Origin of the sequence: Paenibacillus sp. FSL K6-3182, from assembly GCF_037976325.1 — a bacterium.
Classification (GTDB): domain Bacteria; phylum Bacillota; class Bacilli; order Paenibacillales; family Paenibacillaceae; genus Pristimantibacillus.
The window spans coordinates 2,792,868-2,805,394 of the sequence record NZ_CP150265.1 but is presented as its reverse complement, the minus strand read 5'-3'; the positions used below and the strand labels follow the sequence as shown (position 1 = coordinate 2,805,394).

Below are 12,527 nucleotides of genomic sequence, written 5' to 3'. Positions count from 1 at the left end.
TTACCCTTCCACCACGTCCGCACCCAATTCGCTCGCAACCTCAATCATCTTAGGGATCACGGCTTCATTCGTTCCGGACACATATATATCTCCCTGATAATGCCTGAACGGGATTGTGATATCGCCATAGCTCCACATAAAAAAATCACCATCAATAGACATCGTAGTTTCCCCTTTTACAGTGAAAACGGATGTATACGAAAAATCAGGTTTGGCAGCAAAATAACTTTTGCACTCTTCCAAAGATATATTTTGCTCCAAATGGTTCTGCTCTTGCATTGTCCTTGTAATTCTATAGCGTTGACTCATAAAGTTACCTCCACTATTGTTCTTATGCTGATCAGCCTGTTAGTCCAGCATCATTAACCTTACACTCTTGCTTCCAGATATTCAACCAATTCCGCCATAATAACGCTACAATCCATTGCGGAATTGTCTTGGCGTCATACTCATGTGTTTGCGAAAAATCCGATTGAAGAAGCTGACATCTTGAAATCCGGAACTATATGCGACATGTATAACCTTATTGCGGTGATCCTTCAATAATTCGCAAGCATGCCTGACTTGAAGGGAGTGCTTGTAGTCCATGAGGCTCATGCCTGTCGCTTTCTTAAATTTTGCCGTGAAGGAAGACACGCTCATGCCGCAGGTTTGGGATAGCTGATTCAACGATAACGGCTGTCGATAATTTTGTTCTAAGAAATGCAAAATAGAACTCATCCATTCCTCTTTCGGCAGCGGACTATTATTATTGTTCTCATTGTTATCCTGATAACGACTTAACAACACCAAACACTCGATCCAATTTGTTTTTATGACGAGCTGATAACCTACCGGCTTTTCATAAAACTCCTTGTGAATTTTTTGGAGAAGAAATTCCAATTGCCCCCGCTGATGCTCGTTCAATGAAATATGCGGTACAAAAGAGGCGTTTTTTCTTAGAAAAGGAGCGAGATAGAAGAAATTGATGAAGGCGGGTATTTGCAGCAGGACGCCCAATTCCTTCTGAAGCAGTTGCTTCTCAAATAGGAGATTATATACGATGGTTTCTTCTCCATCGGTGTTAAAGTAGCCATGATAGGTTTGTGGCTCGATTACGAATACATCACCGGTTGCAAGCGGATATCGTTGATCGGCCATTTCATGCAGCGCTCCGCCCTTAGCCACATACACAAGCTCAACAAAATCATGTGTATGCGCAGGAATGACCTCACCTTTTTTAATTTGATAGCGCTGTATAAAAAAAGGAAACTCTCTGTCCTCGAAAAATGCATTTCCATTTAGAATAGACAATTCAAGTCCATCCTCCTTAGCAGATCGTCCTACTTTTTTTGTAGATCATCCAAGAATTCGAACAGCTCCCTGTCGTAAAGTAAACCTAACAACTTTATATAAAAGGGAGAATGGTTATGTTGAATGATAAGAGGGTTTTGACTGAAAAGCAAATCATTTTTTATCGGGAAAACGGTTTTGTTCAAGTGGATAATGTGCTTTCCGAGGACGAGCTGCAAGAACTGAGGACGTATTTGGAAGAAGCAATGAGTGATACTACAGGGCGTTCCATTCAGACGGACCAAGCTGGCGGCTCTTACTTCAAAGTGCTGAATCAGCGTGTAAACACTTGGAGAGATCATGGCGGAATGGCCCGGTTCGTGTTAGGCAATCGTTTTGCAGATATGGGCAAGCAGCTTACTGGATTTGAAGGAATCCGTTTATTTCATGATCATGCCCTCTTGAAAATGCCGAATGATTCCAAGCCAACGCCTTGGCATCAAGATTGGCCATATTGGCCGATGCAGGAAAGCGGAGCATTCTCTATTTGGATCGCATTGGATGATGTGGATGAGAACAACGGCTGTATGATGTTTGTTCCAAAATCGCAAAAAATAAAAAATTTAAAAAGCATCGACTTAGTTGCTCCAAGTGATATATTTGCCGATGCAGGAGCTCAAGACGTGGATAGAAACACTGCGGTGGTCGTGCGTATGAAAGCCGGAAGCTGTACCTTTCATGACGGGTTGACGTTCCATTATGCGAATGCCAATCATACCGATAAACCGCGGCGCGCGCTTGCTATTATTTTCATGCCGGATGGCACAATATTTAGCGGAAAGCCGCACAGCTGTACGGAAGGATTGGGTCTAGCAGCAGGAGACAGCATACAAGGCGGATTGTTCCCGAAACTAGCATAAAAGATAAATATCAAACAACTTATCAATAATGTTACGTTAATCACAGTTATCTCAAAAAAAAAAGCCGCATTTAATGCGGCTTTTAACTATTTCACATCCGTTTTCCGTCCACGAATTTCAGACTTTTCAGTTAATACATTTGAGTTTTGACTTAATACAACGTTGTCACCATCAAATAAAATGTGGACATGAATAGAGAAAGGCGTTTCGATTAACCTCAAGGTCAGCTGAAGCGTGTTTTCCTGCTCCCAAGCAAAGCTGCCAACGAAGCGTTGATATTCTCCCTGAAACAGAGGCGTCGTTCCCTCTACCCATGCACCTCGACCAAGCTTAATCGTATATTCAACATCCTCCTTGCTCAGAAGGACGACAGCTTTATTAGCCTCGAAGGATATAGAAATGCTTTTCCAAAGCGGTTCGTTGTCTTCCAGCGTATATTCAATGCCGTCAATGATGGTTTCCAATGGTGAATCCGGCGGCAGCTGCGGCAGCGGCAGCGCTAGCTGCTGCAATTCATCCGCAAGCTTCGAATGTGCATCCTGATTTGCAGGAAGTGACGAAGATTCCATTGCTGGGAGCAAGTGATCCCATACCACATCCAGGACACCTTGCAAATCATTTGTACCGCTTGTCATTGCCAGCACCGCATTCTGCTCGGGCATTACGATACAAAATTGACCGAATGCACCGTCACCGCGGTACACTCCGTGCCGACATCGCCAGAACTGGTAGCCATAACCCTGTGCCCAGTCACTCACTCCACCTTCTCCATTGGATATTTGTGCTGACGTCGCTTCATCAACCCAATCTTCCTGTAGCAGACGCTGTTCATTCCACACGCCTTTCTGCAAATATAGCTGACCAAACTTAGCAATATCCTCCGTGGTAATGTTTAGCCCCCACCCGCCAACATGGATTCCCCGAGGACAAGATTCCCATGTCGCACCTTCAATGCCAAGCGGTTCAAACAATCGCGGCTGCAAATATTCAAGAAGCGTTTGACCAGTCACCTTCTGCAGTATAGCTGCCAGCATATATGTAGCCCCACTGTTATAAACAAAATGTGTACCAGGTGCATGCTCAACAGGAGCATCCAGAAACGCCTTGACCCAATTTCCATCTTCACACTGCTGCAGCTTACTTGTTGTGTCCTGATCATGGCCTGTTCCCATCATCAGCAAATGACGGATTTCCATCGCAGCTAAATTAGAATTCATCTCGGCTGGAACATCCTCCGGAAAGAACGATACAACCGCATCGTTTAACGACAATTTCCCTTCAGCAGCAGCGAGACCCATGGCAGTTGAGGTAAAGCTCTTGCTAAGCGAGAACAGCATATGAGGAATATCTGATGCATAAGGCTTCCACCATCCCTCTGCTACTACCTGTCCATGTCTAAGCAGCATAAGACTATGCAGTTCCAGCTTTTTTTCTTTTACAGTATTTAAAAAGGCAATTACAGCAGCGGAGGGTATTCCTTGTGCTTCCGGCTGACTTCTGGGTAAATGAAGAGTAGTCCGTTCCATCATTTCATTCCTCCTTTATACTACTAACTTACTGCAACTTCAGAGGACTGGCAAGCACTTTTGTTAGCGCTATCATAGATGTCTCGTTGAACTATCATTTCCTTGAATACTCTACTTGCTAGCTGTGTTTATTTACTCACATGCAGCAAAGCGCCAATGGCACCTGAATACTCCCCATTTTCGAGAAATATGGGATTTGCCCCTCTAAGCCTCGTATAGCTTTGTACCACTTCTTTAAGAAATTCATTTCGAATAAACGACGAACCGATGAATACGACAGAGGATACGCCGCATTGTCCGGCCGCAAGAACACTAACGGTCGCCACCGTTTCCCCTACCATTCCAATGACAGAAGCTAGTAGTTCTTCATTTTCCAAATCTGCTTTCGATACCATAGGGTCAACATTCCCGAAGTTGCTGGCTGTTAAATCTCCCGGTATAGGGGGCACTGTCCCCTTATAAATTTGACTTACCTTTAAATCTATACGATCTCGTATACCTTTAGCAGCTAAAGGTACAATGCTATCATAGTCAGTTAACCCTGTAAGCAGCTGTGATAGCCCCATCATGGTGCCGCCGCCGACCCCGGTACCGCCGACGCGCTGCTGCTCGCTTTTGTCTATATGGTGAATTGAAGTTCCGGTGCCAACATTCGTTAATATGTATGACTCCTCCGTTATTCCACACGTTGCAAGAAGATGTCGCACACCATTCGATGTTGCTTCAAATTCAACGATTTGTTCAGCTTTTTGACTTAATAACGATCTCAAAAAAGTGGCTTTACCGCCAGTCGTACAGATCTTAATGTTATCTAATCCGTTTATCCAAGATGCCACATGCTCCAAATCAGCAATAGGAAACTTTTCAAATTCGAGCAGATCATTTTTCATATATGCGACTTTGATAAGTGTCCCGCCAGCATCAATTCCAATATTCATCTTGATTTGTCATCTCTTTTCTCCCATTAACATGTTTTGTCCGTGCAATCATACACTCGTGCTGAGCATGGCTGGAATATTTATTTCTTTCACACAGGAAGCCCTTGAGAGATTCATCACACATTTGACCAAAGATACAATATCCTGAAGGGGGATCTGTGTCCCATTATAAGCCGATAAAACTTTCTCTATTCCATCTTCATATGGGATCTGAGTTGCAATTTCGCCTGGGTTTATACAGGTTACACCTATTCCGTACTTCTTCACATGCTCCCGCAAAGAATTGCTTACTCCACGCAATCCGAATTTCGAGGCTACAAATGAAATTTGTGTACTGTCATTATTTTCGAGACCTGATGTAGATCCGATGAAGAAAATTTTTGCGTTGCTTGATTTTTTTAAATTCGGCAGCAGCTTCTGGATGCAAGTAATTGCGGATGTTACATTTACATTTATAATATTAACGATTTCGTTAGGATCATCTTTCTCAAAATCGTAGTCATCCATAAATCCATTGCTTTCCCATATCCCAACATTATATATGAATACGTCTATGACGACATCATGTAATCTACTCGCAATTCTATCGCTTGCTTCATTCAACGCTAGATCAGCTTCAATCCAATAGCGATGAACACCATCGTTAAGTCCCAAACCATTGGGACTGCTTCTGGAAACTATCCATACGTTGTCCCCCGATTCCGGTAATCCTTTAACGAATGCTTCACCGAGTCCTTTACTCGCTCCAAAAATAATAAAGTTTTTCATATAATCCTCCTATGGTTTTATTTCATAATCACTATTACATTCATATACTTTATATATAATAATGTTTAATTAATGAGAAAATCAAGTCTATAAGAGTAGGCGGTAAGTTCTACAAGACCATGATTCTTTTCCAGCTCGGCCACCATCTATTTGAAATCAACTAAAAACAAGCAACAGCTCCATATCATCATTCGATAGGAGCTGCTGCTTGTTTTCAACGTTGTAAAAATATTATTATGGAGCTTTTCCCTCTACTACTCTCCAGCCTCGTTTTTTCAACCATTCCTTGCACAGCAATGTCCACATTCCGACACTTGCATCGTTCTCGGCTAATCCCATACCGTGCGGACCACTCTCGAACATATGCAGTTCACAAGGAACATAATGCCTATTTAATGCCTGTGCAAAGAGAAGGCTGTTCTCCACCGAAACGGCCTCATCATCTGCCGTATGCCACAGAAAAACAGGTGGTGTATCCGCCGTTACTTGCAGCTCATTGGATAAGTCACGTCTTTGCTCCTCAGAAGAAAATTCCCCAAGCAAATTGACCATGGAATGATGATGACGGAACTCTCCAAAACTGATAACGGGATAACATAAGATAAGCAAGTCAGGACGACTGCTTTCCCTCTCAATTGGATCAAGATCCCCCATTCGCCCTCTGTCGTAATGTGTTCCAACTGTGGACACAAGATGACCGCCTGCGGAAAAACCTAACACACCTACTCGTTCCGTATCAATATTCCAGTCTTTTGCATGATGACGTACATAACGGATGGCACGCTGAGCGTCAAGCATTGGAACAGGATGCTTGTAAGGCGCCAACCGATACTTCAGCACGAAAGCAGAAATGCCTATACTGTTAAACCAGTGGGCGATCGGCTCACCTTCATGATCTGCCAGCATGCCATAGGCACCGCCTGGACATACAATAATAGCTGCTGTAGGAACAGCACTTTCAACCAAATAAGGAGTTAATGTTGGGTCTCCTTGCGGTTCTCCACTAATAATATGAGGTGCACCTTTTGGCCAAATCACTGTCGGAGTTGTCATTTGTTTAGCCTCCAAGCTGTTATAGGTATGTCAACACTTACTCTATTCTAGAATGAAGCCTTTAAAGTCCACCTTCAATGACGCCCCTGTAAACACTTCCAGGTTATACAACCCTTGGTCCAACTGATCGATGATTGTTTCAGAGCCAGTTAACCTTAGAGGAACTCCATTTATTTTCACATAGGTATCCGGCGAGCTCCCCCTAAAAGCCTTCAACGTCAGCTTCCGCTTGGCGTTAACAAAAACCGATGCAGACATGATAATCATGTCCCCCATATCTGCCTTCGTATAGTCAACGTAAACTTTGAAACCATCCGTCAGCACCTTCGGCATGGACAACCAGTCATCTGGTACACTGTCCTTAATTTTTTGACTCGAATAATCAATTTTGGTATAGCCATCTACGACGATTGTACGAGGGGATAGGCAGGAGAAGAGTACTTCTGCTTCATACTGATGTCCAATGTCTCCAAAGTGCAGTCGATCTGAAATAATCCGTTGCGTACTGATAGAGGAATATTGTAAAAACAACTCCGTATACTTGTTCATGTCAATGAGCTGAAGAGCGTACTCTTCTGCAAGTTCTCTTTTGACCTCATTAGCTATACAAGCGATATGTTCACTCGTTCTCATCTTGTAATCTTCTGCATATTCGGTCTTTACCCCGGGTTCGACAATCGCTTGGGTCGTCAGTAGAAACGGCTGAATATTTTTTGAGTAGCACCAATTAATAATCTGCTTGATCGAAGCTTTGAATCCGTCCCGATAAGCTTTTTCATTTTTGTAGAGAAGCCGATCGTTAATACCGAAGCCGATTCCGATCATTTGTACGTCATGATAGTCGGATGCTGCTCCGAACTGCATCTCTAGAATGGTTACCGCCCAACTTGCATTCGTACCGCTAAATCCCGAATTATAAATACGTAAAATATTATTATGTGCAGCTTGCCTAAGCAACTCCTCCAGCTTCTTCGAGAAAGTGTTCGGTGACGTGCTGTCCAAACCAATCGTATTGGCAACCCAACCCGACGTATTCGCACCGTCCACAGTACTATCTCCGAAGAAAGCAATCGGGAACTTGCTACCTTGCAGCCATTCCGTCCAAGCATCGCTGAATGTGAATATTTTGGGCGGTATCCTTGTGGCATTTGTTTCATTGAATGAATTTGTGTTCAAAACTTTCCCCCCCTAAAATACGCTACAAACAATAGTAAAATGTAGGATTAGGATTCACCCGCTTAGCTTAACTAAATAACTGATCGGATCATGTGGGCGGCAGGAGCCTTTGAACGATCCTCCACAAGAGATACAGTTTCTTCTTCGGCAGCTTGGGGCACATTCAATAAAACGATGGGAATTAGACCCTTCGTAGGCCGTCCAGCCGATGTGATCTCGACGATCAGATCATACCGCGGCTCCTTTAATGCATTAGGCGTCAACTCGAAGAAAAGCTCATTATAGCCAACATTGCAGTGATACTGCTCAAGCGGTACGCTAATATTCGGTCCTGGAGACACGGTCCAACCCTCCGGCAAATGCCATTTGACGTTTAACCACTGCTGTATAAACAGCTGGTTGTCCAAGACAAGGCGGAACCGTTTCGGCTGAGCCTCCGATACAAAGGGTTCATTCTGATAATCCAAATAGACAGAAAAGATTTGAAAGTCGTAGTGGACCATAAATGGGCTTTGCTTGAACAAATCGGAGGTTTCACGATAAACCCAGCAGTTTACTCTTTTCGGATGATTATATAGATCCTTATCCTCTTTAGTCTCGATTGTATATCCGCGTTCCGCATTTACATAGTCACAATACTCGCTTCCAAGAAAAATCGGTGTCAGCTTTAAGATGCGATCCGTAAGTTCCATCACCGTCTTCGGGATCTTTAAGCCTTGATCTCCCAGATTGATGCATAAGGTTTTGATCTCGTCCCCAATAGGCTCCAGCCATTCCGACGGCACACGCTCAGGCTCGCCAATAATCCCCATAATGGCGCCAAGTGTTGCCGCTGTACAATCGGTATCTTCACCGCAATTATTCGCGATACAAATGCTTTTGCCAAAGTCGCCTTCTCCGTAAAGCCAGCCGATGATAGTAATTCCAACGTTGCTTGGCGCATCCCAGCCCATTTCCCCGACAGGAACTTCATCCGTCAACAGTTCCGGAGTCATCCCGATAATACCGAAGCTGCCAGGAAGCTCAGTCAGCACACGAATTCGAGCTTCCTGCCAGCTCATACCCGAACGATAACATTCTATAACTGTCCGAACCGCTTTTGCAGATCCGCAATCATCTGGAAGGTATGAAAGTCCGATGTCGATTAACTTATACGTATCGCTCTCTACGAAAGCGGCGCTTTGGATGGCTGCGAAGAACACTTCCGCATAGACACCCTCGTGACTGTGATCGACAACCGCATCTTCAAAAGCATATTTCACAGCGATATCCGGATGGCCGGGTGCGAGACATGCCCATATCTCCGAGCGAATAAAAGCCCCATTGCTGTCACGGAATTTATTGTTTACATAACCGGATAACGGCGGCACGATTCCCATCCGCATATTGTTTTTCCCTGCACCGTATTCGGCCCAGTTAGGAACGATATAAGACAGCCAATATTCGCCCAATATTCGTGAATTAATCATTTTCCCGTGTTTCTCTGCTGCATTTAACCACACCAATTGCAAATCCAAATCATCGTTAGGAAGGACTCCTTGCGTCAGATCATGGGTGTAATAAGTGACATCAAGCACCCCGCGTTTGCATTCAAATGGCGCTCCGAGCGTCCCTCCGACGTTTTTCCCGATCCAACATCCGCGCACTTTGTTCTTATACTGGTCTAATGAAATTTTCATCGTTGCACCTCTTATTCTCATAGTGGTTACATCAATGAGTTTATCAACGAAACAGTACGAGAAACATCGACATTGTTAAGGTTTAAAAATAAATAATGTTAAAAAAAACCGTTCCATTTCATCGATTCTATCGGTTCATATTCGTATGTTCGCAGTGTTGTCAGAGGTACCATAATCTCCTATAATTAATTGATCATATTGAATAGGTACGGGAGGGATTTCATGTCTTTTTTTACGATGTCGAGGCTCGCGAGCCTTGATGTGAGATGGGCTGGCATACAACAGGGCAATGATAACCTCTATATGATGGAGCATTCCAATCCTTTTTTTGAACTGATGGTCGTTGCCGAAGGACCCATTTATCTGCAAGTGGAATCCGAACAGCTCGAGCTGAACTCCGGAGATATCTTCATTTTAAAACCGTGGGAGCGGCATTACAGCTGGAAAAAAACGAACCCCAAAGCCAATTTCTTCTGGGTTCAATTTTCCTGCACGCCTTCTCTGAAGGAAGTCGGAGACTTGGCATCTGGCATCGATTATTCGCTGCTGGAGCACCAGGATCTACGTACCTTTGAATATGAGCATGTCGATGAATTGATCCTGCCTAGGCATTTTCAATTCCCTCGTCCTTATGAACTTCTTTCCCAATTCGAAAAGCTGCTGGAGACCTTCTCAAAACCAGAAGTATACTTTCGTTTTCGCTCCACGCTGCAATTTGCGCAAATTTTGGAATCCATTGCTTTGTCCATTTTAGTCGAATCCAAAAATCAGCGTTACATTCCCGAATCATTTGTTATTTATCGGAAATTGGTTCGTCTATTAGATGAAGCATACACCGACAACCTGTCAAAAGAAGAAATAGAACGCAGCATGGATCGTACGTATGAATATTTGTGTCAAATCTTTAAGAAATATTCAGGTACAAACATCATCAAATATACGAACATGTTAAAAATTCAAAAAGCAAAGTTTTTATTAAAAAGTACAAATCGATCGGTACAAGAAATCTCTCAAGATGTCGGAATCTCAGACACCTTTTATTTCAGTAAATTATTTAAACAATATGAGAAAATCAGCCCTACCGCTTTCCGTGAACGCATGCATCCTTCCTGATAGCAAACACAAAAAAACCTGCCCATAACAGGCAGGTCAGCAGCTTATTTTCCGTTTTTTTGATGCTATTTAAATTTTATATCCGAATACTTCCCCTTAAATTCGATAAACTGTTTCATGTTAGTAGAAGACAATAACGTATTGTTTATTTTAAAACGGTTAAATACGATCCCGCTCACATTATGGCTGTCGTCAACGCCGCTAATAAGAGATTTTCGTGGAAGCTTGCCGCGGTAGATAATGTTGTTAAAGGAGACGTTGCTCACAGAACCAGGCGCAATTCCAGCAGCCATCTCATCTGTCTTGATTTGAAAAAGCATAGAGTCCCCCGGAGCTTCGAACTCATCGATATGAATATTTTTAAAGGCAATATTGCTTATCTTGTTCCCTCCTGTTGCCCAAATTTGAATCGCACCATTATATTTATTCAGATCCCATACGCCTCGTTGATTCAAAATATAGATATTCTCAAAGTTAACCTTATCGATCGTCGCATTTGGCGTATCTCCCAAGCCTAGCAAAATAGGACGAGCATTATCTGCCCAGAATATAGAATCTTTCACCGTTATATTTGAACTCTCACCATAATGATAAATGACAAAATTATCGTCCGTCGTTCTTATGAAGACGCCTGAAACCTGCGCATTTTTGCTGCCTGAGAGGTGAATGCCATCAGCATTAACCATCGAACCGAAAAAATTTATGTTTTTGATCGACGTTTGATCCGTAAAGTTCATAACGACTGACCACATCGGATAATCGATCAGTGTAATGCCTTCTACCTTTGAATTAGCGCTTCTCGTAATCCATATCGCCCCGCTTCGTCCCTCAGCGTAATTTCTAGGCCGCAAAAGATCACCACCGTACATGATACCTCGGCCTTTAATTGTAATGTTGCTCAGATCATCTGCAGAAATTGACCCTTTGACAAGCGAGCCTGGTGCCAAATAAACAGTCGTATCGCTCTGACTGATATAAAACGCTTCTCCTGCATGCCAATTGCCATAACCAGTAGACGACATATAATGAGTAGAATCATTGCCGTCAGTCATATTGGAGTAACTGGGGAATGCCCCATTTACCGCTTTGCCCTTTGCAATATTTGTAGAATCGTCTCCCTTTTTATAAAGCTTAAATTCGCTTGCCAATGATGTCATTACATAATGACTTGATCCGGTATTACCTAGTAGGACAAGCTTTACATATCTCGCGTTCACGCTGCTCAATAAATCGGTGACTGTTCCTTCCTTATTATTCTCATACCCATCGTATACTTTTACATACGGGTCGTCTTTTCTCTCCTTGGCCTCAATCACAAATCGTTGGGGTCCTTTTGCAAACCACTGGGAGTCGGTTAGCTGCTGCACCAAATCAAATTTTTCCAGTTGAACGGTTTCCTCGAGATCAAGCTCAACCCACATCCCTTTTGGCAGCTCGTGCTCGCCCGGCTTAAAATAATACGTATCTTTTCCCATTGGCAAATAAAGCGGGATCGGGTCGCCAGGATTTATAACATAAACGTTTGCGGCATTCTGTGAAGGTGCATCGTTCTCAGGCATGTTTGAAAGGATATGCAAATTGCCCTCACTCCAGCTGCCATTCACCATAATGGTGGGCTTTAATGGAGCTTTATTATTTTGCGTGAGCGAAAAGATTAATGTATTTCCTTCTGTTTTTTTAGCATTTATTCCATAAGCCGAAGGGCGTATTTCATAATCTTTGATTTTATCCGTGTTATAAGTTACCTTAAACTCAACTGTACCTGTAAAGTCTACGTTAACCATAGCTGCATCCGTAGGTACATCTTGCTCCTTCTGCTCACCGTTCTTTACGTTATAAACATAAAGCTCCTTCCACGTTTTCTTGCCATTCTCTCTTATCCAAACCGAAAAGCTCTTGTTTTTTTGCTGCCAATCAGGCGTTTCCCAAGTAACGATTTTGGAAGAGATCTGCTTATTTTCCTGACTCACAGCATGCGCCTCCCCAACATTCAAAAAGGTTGCCATCAAAAGCAACACAAGTAATAGCTTCATCTTCATCACAAACCATTCCTCCCGATATGAAGTCATAATAATTCTTGAA

11 protein-coding genes are annotated in these 12,527 nt (G+C 43.1%); 2 read left to right on the top strand and 9 right to left on the bottom strand.

Going from position 1 to position 12,527, the window contains the following annotated elements; translation table 11 throughout:
- Together MHH56_RS11945 and MHH56_RS11940 are read right to left on the bottom strand one after the other, a co-directional pair.
- Complete coding sequence (locus MHH56_RS11945; protein ID WP_339208444.1) at positions 1–309, bottom strand: hypothetical protein; 309 nt, start codon at positions 307–309, stop codon at positions 1–3.
- Between the two features lie 105 nt (positions 310–414).
- A complete protein-coding gene (locus MHH56_RS11940) occupies positions 415–1,293 on the bottom strand; it encodes an AraC family transcriptional regulator (protein ID WP_339208442.1) in 879 nt (292 codons plus the stop codon).
- A gap of 116 nt (positions 1,294–1,409) precedes the next feature.
- On the opposite strand from MHH56_RS11940, the gene MHH56_RS11935 reads away from it, so the two are divergent.
- Entirely contained in the window at positions 1,410–2,192 is a 783-nt protein-coding gene (locus MHH56_RS11935) for a phytanoyl-CoA dioxygenase family protein (RefSeq protein WP_339208441.1), read from the top strand.
- 86 nt (positions 2,193–2,278) lie between these two features.
- Here MHH56_RS11935 and MHH56_RS11930 read toward each other — a convergent pair whose 3' ends face one another.
- The 6 genes from MHH56_RS11930 to MHH56_RS11905 form a co-directional block, all read right to left on the bottom strand.
- Entirely contained in the window at positions 2,279–3,721 is a 1,443-nt protein-coding gene (locus tag MHH56_RS11930; protein WP_339208440.1) for a serine hydrolase, read from the bottom strand.
- A 125-nt stretch (positions 3,722–3,846) separates the two neighbouring features.
- Complete coding sequence (gene coaW / locus MHH56_RS11925) at positions 3,847–4,656, bottom strand: type II pantothenate kinase (RefSeq protein WP_339208438.1); 810 nt, start codon at positions 4,654–4,656, stop codon at positions 3,847–3,849.
- A gap of 48 nt (positions 4,657–4,704) precedes the next feature.
- Complete coding sequence (locus MHH56_RS11920; RefSeq protein ID WP_339208437.1) at positions 4,705–5,424, bottom strand: SDR family oxidoreductase; 720 nt, start codon at positions 5,422–5,424, stop codon at positions 4,705–4,707.
- 234 nt (positions 5,425–5,658) lie between these two features.
- The gene (locus MHH56_RS11915) at positions 5,659–6,477 is read right to left on the bottom strand and encodes an alpha/beta hydrolase (protein WP_339208436.1); all 819 of its coding nucleotides are present in this window, start codon (positions 6,475–6,477) and stop codon (positions 5,659–5,661) included.
- A 42-nt stretch (positions 6,478–6,519) separates the two neighbouring features.
- Positions 6,520–7,653: a GDSL-type esterase/lipase family protein gene (locus MHH56_RS11910; RefSeq protein WP_339208435.1), complete on the bottom strand. Its 1,134-nt coding sequence runs from the start codon at positions 7,651–7,653 to the stop codon at positions 6,520–6,522.
- A 71-nt stretch (positions 7,654–7,724) separates the two neighbouring features.
- The gene (locus tag MHH56_RS11905) at positions 7,725–9,332 is read right to left on the bottom strand and encodes an ADP-ribosylglycohydrolase family protein (RefSeq protein ID WP_339208433.1); all 1,608 of its coding nucleotides are present in this window, start codon (positions 9,330–9,332) and stop codon (positions 7,725–7,727) included.
- A gap of 222 nt (positions 9,333–9,554) precedes the next feature.
- Here MHH56_RS11905 and MHH56_RS11900 point away from each other — a divergent pair, with 222 nt between their 5' ends.
- The gene (locus MHH56_RS11900) at positions 9,555–10,445 is read left to right on the top strand and encodes an AraC family transcriptional regulator (protein WP_339208432.1); all 891 of its coding nucleotides are present in this window, start codon (positions 9,555–9,557) and stop codon (positions 10,443–10,445) included.
- 65 nt (positions 10,446–10,510) lie between these two features.
- Here MHH56_RS11900 and MHH56_RS11895 read toward each other — a convergent pair whose 3' ends face one another.
- On the bottom strand, positions 10,511–12,484 hold the full coding sequence (locus tag MHH56_RS11895) for a glycosyl hydrolase family 28 protein (protein ID WP_339209567.1): 1,974 nt from the start codon (positions 12,482–12,484) through the stop codon (positions 10,511–10,513).
- Between the last annotated feature and the right edge of the window lie 43 nt (positions 12,485–12,527).

Coding starts and splice junctions, on each gene's coding strand:
- MHH56_RS11915 (WP_339208436.1), bottom strand. CDS start 6,477: ATGACAACTCCGACAGTGATTTGGCCAAAAGGTGCACCTCATATTATT.
- coaW (WP_339208438.1), bottom strand. CDS start 4,656: ATGAATATTGGAATTGATGCTGGCGGGACACTTATCAAAGTCGCATAT.
- MHH56_RS11935 (WP_339208441.1), top strand. CDS start 1,410: ATGTTGAATGATAAGAGGGTTTTGACTGAAAAGCAAATCATTTTTTAT.
- MHH56_RS11900 (WP_339208432.1), top strand. CDS start 9,555: ATGTCTTTTTTTACGATGTCGAGGCTCGCGAGCCTTGATGTGAGATGG.
- MHH56_RS11920 (WP_339208437.1), bottom strand. CDS start 5,424: ATGAAAAACTTTATTATTTTTGGAGCGAGTAAAGGACTCGGTGAAGCA.
- MHH56_RS11895 (WP_339209567.1), bottom strand. CDS start 12,484: ATGAAGATGAAGCTATTACTTGTGTTGCTTTTGATGGCAACCTTTTTG.
- MHH56_RS11905 (WP_339208433.1), bottom strand. CDS start 9,332: ATGAAAATTTCATTAGACCAGTATAAGAACAAAGTGCGCGGATGTTGG.
- MHH56_RS11945 (WP_339208444.1), bottom strand. CDS start 309: ATGAGTCAACGCTATAGAATTACAAGGACAATGCAAGAGCAGAACCAT.
- MHH56_RS11930 (WP_339208440.1), bottom strand. CDS start 3,721: ATGATGGAACGGACTACTCTTCATTTACCCAGAAGTCAGCCGGAAGCA.